Raw genomic sequence first — 16555 nt, forward strand, 5'->3', positions numbered from 1 at the left:
CGAGCCACGGAGGCGCTGAAAGGGCCTAAAGACACCATGACGGGGGCACAGGGCCCCTTCATACTGACGGCATGAGTCAACCGCCGAACGGCTCCAAGGGACCGGTGCCACCCGGTGACGACAGCCGGCACACCCCGCCGCTTGTCCCGGAATCGGCGGCGGCACCGGCGCCCGTTGCGGAACGGCGCCGGCCCGACAGGGTGCTGCTGGGAATCGTGGTTGCGATCGCCGCTCTGGTGGTGGTCGCCTTGGCCGTGGTATTCCTGCGCGGCGAGCCGCAGTCGCTGGATGCATCGTCCCCGGCCGGAGTGGTCCAGCGTTACAGCAGAGCCGTCATCGACTCCGATAGCGCCGCGGCGGACGCCTACCTCACCGATGCCGCCCGGTCCCGCTGCGCCAACTTCTACGGCAACGCCCAGGCCAGCCGCGTGGTCCTGATCTCCACCACTGAACGGGGGGACACCGCGACGGTGAAGGTTTCCATTGTCCACGACGCCGGAGAGGGTCCCTTCGGGCCGTCGGAATTTTCCGAAGAGGGGGTCATCGGCCTCGTGAAAGTGGCCGGGAAATGGATGATCAACGACCTGCCCTACAGTCTCCAGACCTGCGCGGGGGGAGTGGTGAAGAAGTGAGCACCGCCCGAATGCCTACCCGGATGCCCGCCGGTCCGGCGGCGGGGCCGGTCCAGGCGAAGGTCCGGCGCCTGGTGGTCTTCGTGCTGCTGTTTGCGCTTGTGGTGATTGCCGCCAACGGGCTGAGCGGGTTGCTGGAAAGGCTGCTGCGGTCCGGCCAGGTACTGGCCGGGGAGGGGGTTGCGGGGCTCGCACTGTCGCTGGCGTTCACCCTGATCGGCGGCCCCCTCGCGGCGTTGCTGTGGTGGCTCGTCTGGCGGCGGTTGGACCAGGAAGCGGAGCGGGCGGCCACGTCATGGGGGCTCTACGTCGCGGCGGTTTACACGATTTCCCTGGTGCTGTTTGTGACAGCCTTGCTCGCGATGGCGGCCTCGTTCATTGCCGAGGAGAATCCGGAATGGCGGTCGCCGCTGTCCGTCGGGCTGGTCTGGGCACTGGTCTGGGTTTGGCACCGCTGGATGTGGCGGCACCCGACCAGGGGCCCGCTCGAACTCAGGAACGTGCCGGCTGTTATCGGCACTTACTTTGGGCTGGGCGTCGGGGTGGGCGCCGCCGTGACTGCCCTTGGGGGTCTGCTCGACGTCGCCATTCGCGGATCGATGGAGCTCACCTCGACCGTCGACCCGTGGTGGCGGTCCACCCTGCAGGATCTGCTCTGGGCTGCCGGCGGGTGCCTGGTTTGGTGGTGGCACTGGCTCCGGGGTGGGGCGCAACGGCTCCGGGGCGGATTCGCCGATGTGGGGCTGGTCGTCGTCGGCGTGCTGGCCTCCGGACTGCTGGCGCTGGGAGGTGCCGGTACCGTCCTCTTTGTCCTGCTGCGGCTGGCCTTCGACCGGCAGGACCCCCTGATGGAACTGCTGGCGCCCCTCGGCACGGCTATTGCCGCCGCCGCCGTCGGCTCGTTGGTGTGGCGCTATCACCGCACAGCTGCGGTCAGCCGCGCCGAACGGACCCGTCAGGCCGGAGCGCTGGTGACGTCGGGCGTTGCCCTGGCAGCAAGCGCCACCGGCGTCGGCGTGATCGTGAACGCGGCCCTGTCCATCGCGGTGTCGCCGCTGGCCGGGGGCAACGCCCGAACCTTGCTGTTGGGCGGCATTAGTTCCCTCGCTGTCGGCGGCTGCGTCTGGTGGCTCTCCTGGCGGCCCGCAAGGCAGCACCGGATGGAAGGTCCGGTGCCGCTCGGCAGGCGCGTGTACCTCATCGCAGTCTTTGGCCTCAGCGCGGCGGTGGCCCTGGTTGCGCTGCTGGTGGTTGGTTACCGCGTCTTCGAGTACTTCCTGGGCGATGTCACCGGCGGCAGCCTGGTGGACCGGATCCGCGCTCCTTTGGGTCTGCTGGTGGCCACTGGCCTGGCCGCCGGCTACCACTTTGCGGTGTGGCGGCAGGACAAATCCCGGCCGCTGGCCGCAGGTCCGGGCCGGAAGCGGACCATCGGGCACGTGATTCTCGTGGCCGGGCCGGAGTCGGAGCCGCTGCGCCGGACCCTCGAGGAGCTCACCGGGGCCCCGGTCACTGTCTGGAGCCGGGACGACGCCGCCGTGCCGGTGCCCGCCGGGACCGCGCCCGCGCCCGGCGTGCCTGTCGGCGATCCCGGTGCCCGCATGGCCGGCGCCCTGGCCGGGGTGAGGGCCAGCCGCGTGCTCGTGATCACGGGCCCCGGTGGCAGCGTGGACGTTATTCTGCTCCGCGGCTGAACGCGGCGGGGCTGCCGCCCCTGATCAGGCTGCGGATCACGGCAGCCCGGACTCCCTGCGGTAGGCGCGCACGGCGCTGTGCACGGTGGGAAAGAAGTGGTCCGGACCGAACCGGCTGCTGGCGCCAAACCGGATGAGCCGGTCCTTGATGGGGCCCTTCATCTCGGCGAACACCAGGCTGATGCCTTTCCGGGCGAGCTCGTCATCGAGTTCCACGAGGTCATCCAGGGCGGTGGTGTCCAGGTCCGTGATGGCCTCCGAGGCCACCACCACCCAACGCACGGGTCCCGGGGCACGGCCCACGAGTGTCCGGATGTGTTCGGCGAAGACGGCGCCATTCGCGAAAAACAGCGGGGCGTCGAAGCGGGCAATCACCAGCCCCGGCACCCGGTGGCCGTCCGGGTGCCTGCTGAGGTCGTGGTAGCCGGGCATGTCATCGACACTGGCCAGTTCCGTGCGGTAGGGGTCCCAGGCGCGCAAGACAAAGGCGATGAGGGACAGGCCAATGGCGACCACCACGCCCTCAAGGACGCCGACGAAGGCGACGCCGAGGAACGTGGCCACGAGCAGTGCGGCTTCGGTCCGGCTCATGCGGATGAGCCGGACCAGGGTCTTGGCGTCAACGATCGAGGCTGCCGCGACGATCACGACGGCGGCGAGCGTGCTGGAGGGCAGGTAGGCCGTGACCCCCGGGGCTGCGATCATGAACAGGACCACGAGGGCCGCCGCTATGACGCCGCTGAGGGGACTGCGTGCCCCGGCCTCGAGGGCGATCGGGGTGCGGGAGGCGCTGCCGGAGACCGGGAAGCCGCCGAAGAGTCCGCAGGCCGCATTGGCGAAGCCGAGGGCGCCCATTTCTTGGTCCCCGTTCACATGGGAGCCTCGCCGTCGGGCAAGGCTCTTCGAGAGCACCGAGGTATCGGCAAAGGCGATCAACGCGATGCCGGCGGCGGGGCCGAGCAGGGCAATCACTTCAGCCGGGCGGACGCTGGCCAGGTCGGGCGCCGGAGGACCGGCCGGCAGCGCACCCACTACCGGAACGGCCGCGCCCAGCCCGGCCGCCGCGGTGACAGCCATGGAAACCAGCACGGCCAGCAGCACGCCGGGGACTTTCCACGGCAGTGCGCGGCAGCCGAGGATGATCGCGATGCTGCCGGCGCCAAACAGCACAGCCAGCGGATGGGCGGATCCCTCGGCCAGCGTGCGGGCAGTGCCGGTCAGCACGTCGCCGAGGGCGCCGCCGGGCACCGGGATGCCGAACAGCCTGGGCAGCTGGCTCACGATCACGACGAGCGCAATACCGTTCAAGTAGCCCACGCGGATGGGCTTGGACAGCAGACCGGTGACGAACCCAAGCTTGAGGTACCGTCCCACGATCAGCATCACCCCGATCAGCAGCGACAGCACACCCGCCAGGGCCACAGCATGGCCGGACTCCCGGGCCGCCAGTGGGAGGACAGCAGCGGAGATCATCGGCGCAAGGGAGGAGTCCGGCCCGACGATCAGCACCCGTGAGGGTCCGAACACCGCGTACGCCAGCAGGGGGACCACCGAGGCGTAGAGGCCGGTGACGGCCGGCAGTCCCGAGGCTTCGGCGTAGGCCATGCCGGCGGGGATCAATGCGGCGCTCAGCGCTGTACCCGCAGCCAGGTCGGACTTCAGCCACGAGCGCCGGTACTCGAGGACATTCCTGAGGCCGGGCGGCGTACTTCGGATCCAGCGGCGTCCCACAGCAGCCCCGGCTCAGGTCCGGGCTCGCGGCGGGCTGGTGGGCAACATGCTCGATTTTACGTCCCGTGAGCCGCGGAATTCCCTGCCTAGACGCAGCTTGGCTGGTAAGCGGGATCCGCCGGCTGACCGGCCGGGCGTCCCAGCGCGCTGGAAACCAGACGTTGAACCACGGGGTCGTTGGGCGTCTCGTCGTGCTCTATGAGATCCGCGGGGCACTTGTCCTGAATGGTGATGTTGGTGACCTGCCGTGCCGAGCCGGCCAGGAACTGGCTTTGGTACGGCGTCACCACCTCGTCGTGCGTCGTGGAGATGACCGTGTATGCCGGGCCAGCCACGGTGTCCCCAATCGAGTTCAGCATGGCCAGGAACGGCGAGCCTGCCTGCTGGTCTGCGCAGGCCTGGCAGTTGGAGCCGCCCAGTGAGGTCACCGGCGGCACGGGCTCCGGCGTCGGAGTTATCAGTCCCTGCGTACCGTGGTTGGAGGGGGCGATGCCGATGAGGTGGTTGACCTTTTTCGCACCGTTCAGGAATCCCAGGTAGTACCGCGGCATCATGCCGCCCTGGCTGTGTCCCACGAGGTCGACTTTCTTGGCGCCCGTCGCGGCCAGTACGGCGTCGACGAAGGGGGCGAGCTGCTCGGCAGAATCGGCGATCGGACCGGTGGCGTCGATGCCATTGGTTGTCCCGTAGTTGAGTGCGTACACGCAGTAGCCCTCGCTCTTGAGGGCAGGCGCCATGGTGGCCCAGTTCTTGGCCATACTCTCAAAGGTTCCGGGTACCAGGATCACCGGGTAGGGGTGTGCGGTTGAGGGCTTGCACGACCAGTCGTTGGCGCCGGGTGGGGAGACGTCCACGGTGTCGGCGTGTGCCGCGGGACCGCCGGCCAGGGATCCGCAGAGCAGCGCGATTGCCCCCACTGCTGCGGCCAAGGCCGTGCCGCGCTTGGCTCGTACCGATATTTTGGGCTGGAACATGGGAATACCTCCTCGGTGGGCCCCTCGGCGTTGAGGGGTCAGCTGGATGGTGCTGAGTTCCGGAGCCGCCCCACTGTGATCCGGCTCACTTGCATCAACCCAGACTAGGAAGACCTGCCGGACTTGTGGCCGGACCTGCACGTTTGTGCAGTAGTTTCTGGGCGCCAGGAGCTACTGGCGGGTAACCTCGGCGGCGCGCCTGCACAATTATCCACATTGCAGCCCTGTGGGCACGTTTAGCGTTTGGTTTCCCCGGTCCCGGTCCCGGACCCGGACCCGGACCCAAGCGGGGCGGTGAACGAGAGCGCCGCCCGTGAACCCGCGATGGAACTGGCAACGATGGTGACCAGGGCGCCGAGCAGCAGCGCAGCGTTTTCGCCGGGCAGCAGCACGTGGAGCTCCGTGCCGATGCTGGCGGCTGCCACCGGCACCCCCAGCTGGGCCGCCGAGAGAATCCCCAGCGGCAGGGGGACGCCAACGACCCGTAAGCCGGCGTGCAGCATCATCGTCCCGATCCCCAGGCACAGGCCCAGGACCACCATGTCCGGGTGGCCGGCAAGCTCCCGCAGATTCAAGGACGCGCCCAGCCAGACGAAGAAGATGGGACCCAGAAAGCCGTCGCTGACGGCGAACAGCTGACGGGCCAGGCGCCTCGGTTCGCCGACGGCGGCCACCACCAGGCCGAAGGAGAAACCGGCCAGCATCACGGAAACGTGGCCGAAGTTGGCTATTCCGGCCAGCGCGAACAGCAGCGTCAGCTGGATACGCAGTTCCAGGGCAAATTTGCGGTCTTCGGAGAGACGGTGCATGCGCTGCCGGGTGCCGCTGCGCTCCAGCGCCCGCAGGGCGAAGAACAGCGCAATGGCCGCTGCCCCTACCGCCAGTGCCCCCAAGGCGGCGCGGCCGGCATTCGGCGGGTCCACGGCCAGTGGCAACGCGATAATGCAGGCGATGTCGGCGATGGCAACCTGGGCTGTCATGGCCACCACCTGCGGTCCTCCCAGGCGCAAGGAGTCGACGATGGGGAGGACCAGCGCGGCGGACGAGGACGCGAGCAGCACCATGTAGAGCGGGGCGTGGCCGGTCCCGAAAGCCAGTCCCACGACAGAGCCGACGACGACGGCGACGCCCGCCGCCGCCGCGGCCCTGGCCGAGCCCTGCCCCAGGGCGGAGCGGATCTGGGGATCCCGGACCGGCACATGCGTTCCGGCCACGAACATCATCAGCGCAAAGCCGATGTTGGCCAGCAGGCTGAAGGTGGGATCACCCGGATCGACCAGCGAGAGTCCTGTGCGGCCGATAAGGACGCCGGCCAGCAACTCGCCGAGGACGACCGGCAGGCGCCAGCGGCTTGGCAGTGCCAGCAACGGCCCGGCCAGGGCGACGACGGCGATCAGCGCCAGGGTCAGGAACGTCACCGTGGGCACAACCCGGCGGGCACTGACGGCGCAGGCCTCCCCGCCCCATCGGCCGCAGGTGCGGGGTGCCATCCGAGGGGTGCCGCCGTGTCCCTCGCCCGGGGGTGTGTCGCCATGGAACGAGACTAGTCCGTTTGCGGTCCGGCGCCGCCCCTAAACGAGGCGGCCCGGAAACGAAGCGCCGCCCTAAACGCGCCGCCCTAAACGGGCCGGCCCCGCCTCCGGGGCTCAGCGTCCGGCTGACGGGAGGATGATCTTCATGACGGTTCCGTCGGGCCCGGTGCGGGCGACCTCAACCGTGCCCCCGGCCGCCATGGCGATCTCGCGGACCAGGGACAGGCCGATGCCGAAGCTGCCCTGGCGCCTGGCGCCGTCGGGGTTGGATGTCCTGACGAAGCGGTCGAAGATCCGCTCCAGCTCCACGCCCGCGATCCCGGCTCCCGTGTCCGCGACGGTGATGACGGCATGGTCCTGTTCTTCGCTCGTCGAAATGGTGACGCGTCCGCCGGGAGGCGTGTGCGCGAGGGCGTTGTCCGCGAGCGCCAGTACTGCGCGCCGTAAGGCGTTCTGCTCGATTCTGGCCAGCGGGCGGCCGGCAGCGGCGAAGTCCAAACGCACATTGTTCGCCGACGCGAGCTGCTGGAGGCTCTCCGCGACGGAAGCGGCGACGTCGGCCAGTTCGACCGGAGCCGCACCGGGCTCGGGGGCCGCCGCCGTAGCGGCGAACAGCAATTCGTTGACGATTCCTGTCAGCGTGGCGGCGTCCTCGCGGATCCTGGTCAGGTTCCGGGCCTGCCGCGAATCCGGGGCGGCGTCGCGCTGCGCGAGCTGGATCCGGGTGTCCAGGATAGCCAGCGGCGTGCGGAGCTCGTGACTGGCGTCCTGGACGAAGCGGCGCTGCAGGGCCAGCGCCTCGCCGAGCGGGCGGATGGCGCTGCGGGCACTCAGCCATCCCACCAGCCCTGCCAGCGCGATTCCCGCCACGCCGGCGATGATCATCGCCTCCAGCAGGTCCCGGGAGTCAAGGTAGGCGTACGTCGTTCCGGCGGCCGCGGCTGGCGGCAACTCCGGCTGGGCCAGTTTGTTCATGAGATAGATAGCGGCGACGGCGAGGAGGCAGACCACCATCACTGCGCAGGCGGCGCTGATCCGCAGGGCCACCTTGAGCGAGGCCTTGCGGAGGGTGGACTGGTCCGGTGTGACGCCGGGCGGTGTTTCCTTGGTCATGGGCGTCCTAGTCATGGGCGTCGCCGATCTGGTAGCCGACGCCGTGGACGGTGCGGATAACGGTCTTGGCGATCTTCCGGCGGAGGTGGTGGACGTAAGTGTCGATCACGCCGGGCTGGTCCGTAGGGTGGAAGAATCCGGCCAGCAGTTCGTCGCGGGTGAAAACCCTGCCGGGCTCGGCGGCGAGCGCCCCCAGCACTTCTGCCTCTTTGGCGGTGAGGGAGACCTGGCGTCCGTAAACGGAGCGGACCGAACGCGTCGCCGGGTCGAGCTCCCAGTCGCCGATGCCCACAAGCCCGGCGGGAGCGGCGTAGCTGCGCGTCAGCGCGCGCAACCGTGCCGCCAGTTCACCGGCGTCGAACGGCTTGGTGACGTAATCGTTGGCCCCCGCATCCAGGCCACGGACTTTTTCGTCCGGGTCGCCCAGCGCCGTCAGGATCAGGATGGGCGTGGCAACACCTTTGGACCGCAAGGCGGCGATCACGCTGATCCCGTCCATCGCCGGCAGCCCGCGGTCAATGACCATGACGTCCCACGGCTCCGTGAGTCCCAGGTGCAGGCCTTCCTGGCCATTGACCGACAGCCGGACCCGGTAGTCAGGTTCCAGCAATTCGGCGATCAGCGGGCCCAGGGCGGGGTCATCCTCGATGAGCAGCAGGGACTGCCGGTCAATGACTGTCATGCCGCCTATTCTTCCGTGGCGCTCTTGCCGGCCAGTACGCCCTGGGCCGTGTCGTCCCCGGATCCGTCCTCGGCGGCGCGGCGGGAGCTGCGCCGGCGCCGGAGGAACTGGATCACCCAGGGCACCACCGAGACGAGGACCATGACGACGGCGATCACGTCGATGTTCTTGGCAATGATCTCGTAGTGTCCCAGCCAGGTGCCCAGCAAAGTCACGGACGTAGCCCAGGCGAAGGCGCCGACGATGTTCCAGAGCGTGAAGGACTTGTACCCGTAGCGGCCGATGCCCGCGGTGAGCGGGGCAAAGGTCCTGACCATCGGGACGAAGCGGGCCAGCACGACGGCGGCGCCCCCGTGCCGGCGGAAGAAGTCCTCCGTTGTGGCCAGGTGGGCTGATTTCAGCACCTTCGCGTCGTCCTTGAACCATCTCCGGCCGAAGGTGCGTCCCAGCATGTAGCCAACCTGGTCGCCGGCGACAGCGGCCGCGGTAACGACGCCGATCAGCAGCGGCAGTGCCAGGTGCAGTTGCTGATGCAGCAACCCGGCGGTGAAGAGCAGGGAATCCCCGGGCAGGAACGGGAACAGGACGCCGGACTCCACGAACACCATCGCGGCGATGACTCCGAGCGCGGCCGGCCCGAGCCCCCCGAGAAGGCTTGCCGGGTCCAGCAGGGAGGGCGTTCCGGCTGCGGCGGTCAGGGCCGGAGCCAGGAACGGGGTCAGGATGCTGTGCACGGTTACGTCCTTAGGGTCGGATTGACGGGAGGAACGCGGATGCCGGAAGGCGTTCCACGATCCGGGGAGCGAACCGGTTCCACAGCCCGCTCAGCAGGACCACCGCGGCGCTGGCCGCCAGGAAGCTGGCCGCGACGTCCGTGGGGTAGTGGACGCCGACATAGAGCCTGGACCATGCCACGATGAGCGCCACGGCCGCGCCGGCAACGGCGGTGGCTTTGGACCAGCGGGTTCCGCGGGCCAGGAAGTACAGGGCAAAGGCGAGGGCGACGGCAAAGGAAACGTGGCCCGAGGGAAAGCTGTTGGACCCGGTCTCCGGTGCCAGCGGGTCCAGGAGCAGCTTCGGGTCCGGCCGTTGCCGGGCGATGAGGAGCTTGAACGCTTCGCTGGCCACCCAGCCGGAGCAGGCGACGAGGCCGAAGGCCACAGCCTTGACCAGGTCCCGGCGGACCAGCCAGAGGTAAAGGGCGACGACGCCGACCAGCACGAGTCCAGCCACCGGACCGAACAACACGTTGATTCCCATTGCGACGGCGGTCAGTGCCGCTGCGTGGTGCCGGCTGAGGCCCTGGTCCACGCCCAGCTCGGCCGTGGCGTCACCGGGCAGCAGCTTTACCGTCAGGCCGAGCGCGATCACGGCGGCGCACAGCAGCGCGCCCAACACCAGCCAGTGCCTGGCCTGCGGGAGGGCCCGGAAACGCGGTGCAGCAACGGCTCGTCCGTGCGGCAGTCCTGATGGTGCGGTGCGGTCGTCAGTGGCGGGCCCAGTCATGGAATCCTTCGGCTCGGGTTGGCGGCGCGCGGTCACGCGTCCTGATCAACTTTGCCGCGAGGCTCTTAAGAAACGCTTAAGAACCGGCCCGGGCGTCCCCGGTGGGGCCCTGGACCCTAGTGGGGACCAGGACCTTCGCCTAGACGCCGGCGTTGTAGACGTCCAGGCCGAAACGGTTGAGGCCCGGGGTCCCGGCGTAGCCCAGGTAGGGCAGGCCGAAGGTGTCTTCGATGCTGGCGAGCAGGCTGTAGTGGTTGTAGGGCGTGGTGGACCAGGTTCCGCCCTTGGTGAAGGGAGAGAGGACCAGTGCGCCCACCCTGCCTCCGCCCATGCCGGTGATGCCCGGAAGTGCCGCATTAGGCCCGGGGCCTTCGCCGCAGCACGCGCTGGCGTCGCTTTGTGGGCCGTCGGATTCGTCAAAGGTGATGACCAGGACGCCGTCCTGCTTGAACGCGGGGGAGGAGGTGATAACCGGTACCCACTGCTTGAGCCACTCGTCGGCACTGGCGAGGCCGCCCGGCTGTCCGTCGATGCACGGTGAATCGTGTCCGTCGTGGCACAGGTTTGGCGTGATCATGGACAGGTTCGGGGTGGTGGCGGCCGAGGCGAGATCGGTTTTCAGGGCGGTGAGGTCGACGTCGTTCTTGGCGCAGTCAGCGGAGCCGGTGATACCGGCGAAGTACACGAACGGGTTGTGGCGCGCGGCGTACTGGTCGCCGACCTTGGCTTTCTGGGTGTCGTCGGCGGCGCCCAGCGCAGGGTGCCGGCACGGGGTGCCCATGTCCTCCATGTAGCCCTTCCAGGTCTTCCCGGCGGCCTTGAGCTGACCTGCGACGGTGGGGACGCTGGCCGGGAAGACGCAGCCGTCCCCGACGGCCTGGCCGGGGCTGGCGGTGCCGCTGCCGACGAACGGAGTGTAGCTCTGGCAGTCGGCCTGCATTTGGGGGTTGGGTCCCTGCCCGGAAATCTGGGCGACGTAGTTGGGCTGGGAGTTGTGGGCGGTCCCGAAGTACTGGTTCAGCAGGACGCCCTGGCTGCGCAGCGTTTGCGAGAGATACGGCGCGGCCGAACCAGGGCCCCAGGTCTCGTCATAGCCCTTGTTTTCGAGGTTGATGACGAAAACGTGCTTGGCGCCGGGCAGATAGCCTTGGCCCGCGGTGGTGGGGGCCGGGGCGGCAGCGTTGGCCGGCGTCGCCGTTGAGACGGCCTGGGGGCCGTAGCTGAGAGCCGCGGCAGCCAGCACGAGCAACGCGGCGGACGCGAGGCGCCTGGTCGCGCGGCGGCGCTTCCCAACTGCAACTACGCGGGGTGTGGTCGGGGTGGTGGGGTTCACGGGAGCTTCCATCCGTCGGCGAGGGCTTTCTCTTTCAGTCCGGACCATTCTTCGGCCGGTGGCGGGCCTACGGGGGTGCAGGCCGGTCCGGCCACGAAGGGCGGGACCAGGTATTTGGGTGCGGCCAGGTTGGCCGGCGTGCCGAAGTCGAGGACCTCGGCGATGTTGCGGGCAGCCTTGTCCCGCGGAGTCAAGGGCGGGAGGTTCCAGCGCCATTCGATGGCCTTGAGGACGGAGGTGTGGTCGTACACGTCGTGGGCGACATAACGGCGTCGGGCGTGGGGCGAGACGACCACGGACGGTACCCGGAAGCCGCGCAGGGCCGTTGCGGAACTCGTGTCAGGGGCGGTCGTCGGTGCGACGTGGTCGTAGAAGCCGCCCCATTCGTCGTAATTGACCACCAACAGGGTATTGGCCCAGCCGGGTCCCGATGTGACCGCGTTGTAGACCTCGGCCAGGAACGTTTCGCCGGATCGGATGTCGGCGTGCGGGTGGTCGTCGCCGGAGGTTCCGGACCCCTCGTCGGTGAACCTTGGATCCACGAAGGACACCGCCGGGAGGGTCCCGGCGGAGCAGTCGGTAAGGAATTCCGAGTAGTGGTGCGAGATGCCTTGGTACTTGGCGCCCCAGAGCGCGGTGAATGGGATGTCGCCGTAGTAGTACTTGCCGGATACCCCGGCGGTGGCGAGCCGGTCCCAGATGGTTGGCAAGGTGCTGGTTGCAGTGGAGTTGTGGATCCGGTCGGTGGCCGCTGCGTGCTGGTAGAAACGGTTCGGGTACGTCTCCGCCATGGTGGCCGCGAAGTACTGGTCGCAGACCGTCCAGTCGGGCCCGGCCTGGCGCCAGAAGTCCAAGTCGGCGGCGTCGTAGTATCCGACGGCGAATTCGTCGTTCTCGCCGGCCAGGAGCCAGCCGTTGTTCTTGCCGTTGTTGAACTGGATCCGGCCGCCCTCGTAGGAATGGTCCGGATCCGGGTGGCCGCAGCCCTGGAAGTCCGTCAGGTGATGGGTAGAGTGCGGGATGCCGTAGCGGTCGGTGTAGCTGAGTCCGGACTGTTTACCGTCTGCCCCGGGCATCCAGCCGAGGAAGTGGTCGAAGGAGCGGTTTTCCATCATGACCACGATGATGTGGTCGATGCCGGAGGCGGCAGGGGACGGGAGGGCCGCCGCCGCGGCGGCACGCGAAGCATTGCCGGCGGCCAGCGCAGTGGCGCTGCCTGCGGCCAGGGCCGTGCCGGCGGCGGTCATGAAGTGACGTCGTGTTAGGTTCACGCCCAGCAGTAGATCACGGGAAGGTTACGGCCCGGGGCGGTTTTGGGGCTGGTTCACGTAGTGTTCACCGGGTGTTGGCGGTCCGGTACCGCGGCGGAAATCCGGGTGGGAACCCGAAATTCCGCCGGGCAAGGGTCAGGCCGGAGCGGCCTCGCCCGGCATCCCCGGTGCGTTCTGGCCGTACTCCGCGGAGATGAGGATGGGGAGATGGTCCGAGGCGCCGCGGGGCAGCGTTTCGACGTTCTCGATCATGAGCCCCGAGGAGGTGGCGAAGTCGAAGTGGCCCTTGAAGACCTTGTACCGGGTGTACGTCCGCCGGTCGCTGAGCGAGAGCTCGTACCCGGCGTCCTTCATCTGCTCGGTCAGGTACTTGGTGAAGAAGGGGTAGTTGAAGTCGCCCACCATGAGCGTCATCAGCCCCCCGCCCATGCTCAGGAGTTCCGCATGCGCCGCGTGGATCTGGTTGCGGCGCAGCGAATTCGACGCCGTCAGGGGTGCGGCGTGGAAGGAGGCGATGACGAGGTCGTGGTCCGTTTCGTTGTCGACCACCCGGGTGCCGATCAGCCGCTCGTGCGCGGGTGCCAGGACCCGGTCGTGCATGGACTTCTTCAGCGCGAACGTCTTGGTTTCATAGGCGGTAAAGCGGTCCTTGCGATAGTAGATTGCCAGGCCCAGCCGGTTGCCTCTCGTGGCGTCGGCGAGGTGGAGGTCGCCGATGGTTTCGGGCAGGTCCTCGGTGTCGCACTCCTGGAGGCAGAGCGCATCAATCCCATAGTCGCTGGCCAGTGCCTCCAGTTCGCCACTGGCCTTGTGTTTGCGGAGGTTGTAGCTGATAACTCGGATCAGGGGGAGCACCTCTTCGCGCAATAGTCGGGGTAAACCTGCTCTCGAGTCTACCCATCCCGGCGGATCGGACGGGAATAGTTCCGGCACCGGCGCGGCCTTGGTCACGCATGACAGCCGGTGGTGCACTGCGCCGCGAAGGCCTGGCCGCGCGAGGCGATAGGGTGGTTTGGGATTCTCTGATTGTTGCTGCGAAAGGGTCGATGTTGACTGCTGAACTACCGGTGCTGGCCGAAGGCGATTTCTACTACGAGGTGCTGGGGGACGGACGCTTCCGCTCCACCATCCACGCCCAGGGCGCCTGGAACGAGCACGAACAGCACATGGCGCCCGCGTCCGGCATCATGGCCGACTGCCTGGCCCGGCACGAGCCGCGGGAGGACATGCGGATGGCGCGGATCAGCTACGAGATCCTCGGCCTCATTCCCGGTGGCGAGTTCGAAGTCACCACCACCACGCTGCGCCCCGGCCGGACCATCGAACTGCTGCAGGCGGAGCTCGTGGCCGGCGGCCGCGTGGCGATCCGGGCGACGGCCTGGCGGATGATCACCTCCGATACTTCGGCGATTTCCGCCTTCGAAGACCCCAGGATCCCCGCGCCGGAGGACTGCGAACCGTACGACGCCGCAACGGTTTGGCCAGGCGGGTACATCGCCTCGCTCACCATGCGCATCGCCGAGGGCCACCGCGCCGGCTCCGGGACCGTCTGGCTGCACACCGACCATCCGCTCACGGACCGGTCGGACAGCGGCGACCTGGCCCGGCTGGTCGGCCTCGTGGACACGGCCAATGGCATTGCGGCCCGGGTTCCGCCGGGCAAGGGCAGCTATGCCTTCCCCAACCTGGACCTGCAGATCCACATGTACCGGCGTCCCGAGGGGGAATGGCTGGGCCTGGATAACGAGGTGTCCTTCGGCACGGACGGCATCGGCCTGACCTCCACGGTGCTGCACGACCTGCAGGGGCCCTTTGGACGCGCGGAACAGATCCTGACCCTGCGCAAGAGCTAGCCGGGCCCCCGGGCAAAACCGCCCGGCGGGAATCCGCATGCGGACAGCGGATGAAAATCCGGCTAGTGGAAGACGAGCCAGCCAACGGTCGTGGCGGCGCCGGTCAGGAACACGCCCCACGCGATGTCGACGACGACGATCGCCAGCGGCCACTTCTTCAGCGTTGCGGCGTTGGTGAGGTCGTAGGTGGCGTAGGCGAACCCGCCCAGCGCGGCTCCGTACCCCAGCGCGGTCAGCCAGCTGCCGCCGTCGAGGGCCGGGCGGAGGGCGAAGAAGACGATGCCGGCAATGTACAGCACGTAGAACGCCACGGCGTACCCTAGATGGGGCTTGTCCGCCATCAGGTGGCCCAGGTGCCGGCGGTAGAACTTGCTCGTTGACTTGAGCCAAACTGCGTCGATGACGGCGAATGCGGCGGCTACCACCAGGAATTGCAGAATGACCATCAAGGGAGCATAACAACATGCAGCAGGCCGCGGCGGGACCCCGGACCCTGACAGTGTTCCGGCAACAGCATTCCCTCGGCGCCGCAGCGGACCTGGACTTCGCGCTGGAACTGCTGCAGCAGGTGAAGACCGGCGCGTTGGGCCCCATGCTGCGGCTCTACCGGCCTGCGCCCACCGTGGCCTTCGGCCAGCGTGACACGCATCTGCCGGGCTTTGACGCCGCCGCCCAGGCCTGCCGCGAGCTCGGCTTCGAACCCCTGGTCCGCAAGGCCGGGGGCCGGGCCGCGGCCTATCACGAGGGAACCCTGGTGATCGACCACCTCGAGCCGCACGCCGATGCGATCGCGGGGGCCAAGGGACGCTTCTCCTTCTTCGGTGAACTGCTGGCGCAGGCACTGCGCGACGCCGGCGTGGCGGCCGCCGTCGGGGAGATCCCGGGGGAGTACTGCCCGGGCGAGTTCAGCGTGCACGGCCAGGACCCTGTGAACCCGGAACATCGGATCAAGCTCATTGGTACTGCCCAGCGCGTCGTCTCCGGCGGCTGGCTGTTCAGCTCCGTGATCATCGTGGAGAACTCCGCCCCGATCCGCGCCGTGCTGGAGGCCAGCTACGCGGCACTGGGCCTGGACTGGGACCCCGCGACAGCGGGGGCCGCCGATGACCTGGTGCCGGGAATTGACGTGGAGACAGTCGAGGAAGCGGTCCTGGCCGCGTACGGCCGCTACGCGTCACTGAACGACGGCGACTTCCGCACCCTGCTGGCCTGACCCGGGGTTCAGCCAGCCGCTCAGCCGGGCGCGCGTGCGGCGAGGATCTGCTCGCGGAGGATGTCCGCGTGCCCGCAGTGCTGGGCGAGCTCCCGCAACAGATGCAGATAGACCCACCTCAGCGGCAGCGGCCCGCGCCGGTTGCCGGTGACCAACTCGTCCAGCCCCAGCGCTGCGGTGCGCGTCCGGGACCCCGCGCACGCCTCGCGGTACGCGGCCTGCACGCCGGCGATCGCGTCTCCCGGGTCCAGGACGAAGGATTCATCCGGGGTGGCCGGTATGCCGATTTCCTGCCGGCTCCGGCGTGTGATGGCCTCGTCAAACCAGACCTTCTCGACAAACGTCGCGTGCTTGACCAGCCCCAGCAGCGTGGTCCGCGAGGGGACCAGGGAGGTCCGGGCCTCCTCTTCTCTCAGCCCGTCGAGGCAGTCATGCAGGGCGGCCCGGTGCTCGTCGAGGAAGGCGTCGAACTGGACCCGCAACCCGGCAGCGAAGATGCCGGGGTCCATGCTGGAGAGTTGGCTCATAGCGCCACATCCTAATCGGCGCCGCCCGCCACACCCGTTATCCGCGGAGGATGTCAGTGTGCCGCGAGCAGTGAGCTGGCTTCCTGGCGGGTGCTGCCGGAGGATTCGATGTGGGCGAGGGCGGCGGGGATTTCCCAGCCCTTTTTGCGCATCGCGGTGGCCCAGAGCCGGCCGGCGCGGTAGGAGGAGCGCACCAGGGGTCCGGACATGACGCCGAGGAAGCCGATTTCGTCCGCTTCCTGCTGCAGGTCCACGAATTCCTGCGGCTTGACCCAGCGGTCCACGGGGAGGTGGCGTTCGGACGGGCGCAGGTACTGGGTGATGGTGATCAGGTCGCAGCCGGCCTCGTGCAGGTCGCGCAGGGCCTCGGAGATTTCCTCGCGGGTCTCGCCCATGCCCAGGATCAGGTTGGACTTGGTGACCATGCCGTGGCTGCGGCCCTGGCTGATGACGTCCAGGGACCGTTCGTAGCGGAACGCGGGACGGATGCGCTT

General features: G+C 68.6%; 17 protein-coding genes. 4 read left to right on the forward strand and 13 right to left on the reverse strand.

What is annotated here, in order from left to right; translation table 11 throughout:
* The first annotated feature begins 71 nt into the window (after positions 1–71).
* Both AC1DNC_RS12875 and AC1DNC_RS12880 read left to right on the forward strand, forming a co-directional pair.
* The gene (locus tag AC1DNC_RS12875) at positions 72–632 is read left to right on the forward strand and encodes an LpqB family beta-propeller domain-containing protein (RefSeq protein ID WP_476862915.1); all 561 of its coding nucleotides are present in this window, start codon (positions 72–74) and stop codon (positions 630–632) included.
* On the forward strand, positions 629–2326 hold the full coding sequence (locus AC1DNC_RS12880; RefSeq protein ID WP_476862916.1) for a DUF5671 domain-containing protein: 1698 nt from the start codon (positions 629–631) through the stop codon (positions 2324–2326). Before AC1DNC_RS12875 ends, AC1DNC_RS12880 begins: the two co-directional genes overlap by 4 nt.
* A 36-nt stretch (positions 2327–2362) precedes the next feature.
* Here the strand turns inward: AC1DNC_RS12880 and AC1DNC_RS12885 are convergent, their stop codons facing one another.
* The 10 genes from AC1DNC_RS12885 to AC1DNC_RS12930 form a co-directional block, all read right to left on the reverse strand.
* On the reverse strand, positions 2363–4057 hold the full coding sequence (locus tag AC1DNC_RS12885; protein ID WP_476862917.1) for a SulP family inorganic anion transporter: 1695 nt from the start codon (positions 4055–4057) through the stop codon (positions 2363–2365).
* A gap of 86 nt (positions 4058–4143) precedes the next feature.
* The gene (locus tag AC1DNC_RS12890; protein WP_476862918.1) at positions 4144–5031 is read right to left on the reverse strand and encodes an esterase/lipase family protein; all 888 of its coding nucleotides are present in this window, start codon (positions 5029–5031) and stop codon (positions 4144–4146) included.
* A gap of 236 nt (positions 5032–5267) precedes the next feature.
* Positions 5268–6449 (reverse strand): cation:proton antiporter, encoded by a 1182-nt coding sequence (locus AC1DNC_RS12895; RefSeq protein ID WP_476862943.1) that lies wholly within the window; start codon positions 6447–6449, stop codon positions 5268–5270.
* A 228-nt stretch (positions 6450–6677) separates the two neighbouring features.
* Entirely contained in the window at positions 6678–7676 is a 999-nt protein-coding gene (locus tag AC1DNC_RS12900; RefSeq protein WP_476862919.1) for a sensor histidine kinase, read from the reverse strand.
* Between the two features lie 7 nt (positions 7677–7683).
* Entirely contained in the window at positions 7684–8358 is a 675-nt protein-coding gene (locus AC1DNC_RS12905) for a response regulator transcription factor (RefSeq protein ID WP_476862920.1), read from the reverse strand.
* 5 nt (positions 8359–8363) lie between these two features.
* Entirely contained in the window at positions 8364–9092 is a 729-nt protein-coding gene (locus tag AC1DNC_RS12910; RefSeq protein WP_476862921.1) for a DedA family protein, read from the reverse strand.
* Between the two features lie 10 nt (positions 9093–9102).
* Complete coding sequence (locus AC1DNC_RS12915) at positions 9103–9864, reverse strand: phosphatase PAP2 family protein (RefSeq protein ID WP_476862922.1); 762 nt, start codon at positions 9862–9864, stop codon at positions 9103–9105.
* A gap of 139 nt (positions 9865–10003) precedes the next feature.
* The gene (locus AC1DNC_RS12920) at positions 10004–11197 is read right to left on the reverse strand and encodes an alkaline phosphatase family protein (protein ID WP_476862923.1); all 1194 of its coding nucleotides are present in this window, start codon (positions 11195–11197) and stop codon (positions 10004–10006) included.
* Positions 11194–12468 carry an alkaline phosphatase family protein gene (locus tag AC1DNC_RS12925; RefSeq protein ID WP_476862924.1) on the reverse strand — a complete coding sequence of 425 codons (1275 nt, stop codon included), beginning with the start codon at positions 12466–12468 and terminating at the stop codon, positions 11194–11196. The genes AC1DNC_RS12920 and AC1DNC_RS12925 overlap by 4 nt, the downstream gene beginning before the upstream one ends.
* Before the next feature lie 135 nt (positions 12469–12603).
* Positions 12604–13311, reverse strand: coding sequence for an endonuclease/exonuclease/phosphatase family protein (locus AC1DNC_RS12930; RefSeq protein ID WP_476862944.1), 708 nt, complete (start codon positions 13309–13311; stop codon positions 12604–12606).
* A gap of 206 nt (positions 13312–13517) precedes the next feature.
* Between AC1DNC_RS12930 and AC1DNC_RS12935 the strand changes: the two genes are divergently transcribed.
* Positions 13518–14321 (forward strand): thioesterase family protein, encoded by an 804-nt coding sequence (locus AC1DNC_RS12935; protein ID WP_476862925.1) that lies wholly within the window; start codon positions 13518–13520, stop codon positions 14319–14321.
* A 62-nt stretch (positions 14322–14383) separates the two neighbouring features.
* Here AC1DNC_RS12935 and AC1DNC_RS12940 read toward each other — a convergent pair whose 3' ends face one another.
* Entirely contained in the window at positions 14384–14767 is a 384-nt protein-coding gene (locus AC1DNC_RS12940; RefSeq protein ID WP_476862926.1) for a DUF2177 family protein, read from the reverse strand.
* Positions 14768–14784: 17 nt separating this feature from the next.
* Between AC1DNC_RS12940 and AC1DNC_RS12945 the strand changes: the two genes are divergently transcribed.
* A complete protein-coding gene (locus AC1DNC_RS12945; RefSeq protein ID WP_476862927.1) occupies positions 14785–15534 on the forward strand; it encodes a lipoate--protein ligase family protein in 750 nt (249 codons plus the stop codon).
* Between the two features lie 20 nt (positions 15535–15554).
* On the opposite strand, the gene AC1DNC_RS12950 is transcribed toward AC1DNC_RS12945, so the two are convergent.
* Positions 15555–16061, reverse strand: coding sequence for a DinB family protein (locus AC1DNC_RS12950; RefSeq protein WP_476862928.1), 507 nt, complete (start codon positions 16059–16061; stop codon positions 15555–15557).
* A gap of 53 nt (positions 16062–16114) precedes the next feature.
* Positions 16115–16555, reverse strand: a 441-nt coding sequence (locus tag AC1DNC_RS12955) for a lipoyl synthase (RefSeq protein ID WP_476862929.1), incomplete at its 5' end; no start/stop codon positions are given.

Source organism: Arthrobacter sp. 01N442 (assembly GCF_056399345.1).

Bases quoted from the DNA above. Each gene is read 5' to 3' on its own strand.
- AC1DNC_RS12890 (WP_476862918.1), bottom strand. From the start codon at position 5,031: ATGTTCCAGCCCAAAATATCGGTACGAGCCAAGCGCGGCACGGCCTTG.
- AC1DNC_RS12945 (WP_476862927.1), top strand. From the start codon at position 14,785: ATGCAGCAGGCCGCGGCGGGACCCCGGACCCTGACAGTGTTCCGGCAA.
- AC1DNC_RS12875 (WP_476862915.1), top strand. From the start codon at position 72: ATGAGTCAACCGCCGAACGGCTCCAAGGGACCGGTGCCACCCGGTGAC.
- AC1DNC_RS12940 (WP_476862926.1), bottom strand. From the start codon at position 14,767: ATGGTCATTCTGCAATTCCTGGTGGTAGCCGCCGCATTCGCCGTCATC.
- AC1DNC_RS12905 (WP_476862920.1), bottom strand. From the start codon at position 8,358: ATGACAGTCATTGACCGGCAGTCCCTGCTGCTCATCGAGGATGACCCC.
- AC1DNC_RS12950 (WP_476862928.1), bottom strand. From the start codon at position 16,061: ATGAGCCAACTCTCCAGCATGGACCCCGGCATCTTCGCTGCCGGGTTG.
- AC1DNC_RS12900 (WP_476862919.1), bottom strand. From the start codon at position 7,676: ATGACCAAGGAAACACCGCCCGGCGTCACACCGGACCAGTCCACCCTC.
- AC1DNC_RS12915 (WP_476862922.1), bottom strand. From the start codon at position 9,864: ATGACTGGGCCCGCCACTGACGACCGCACCGCACCATCAGGACTGCCG.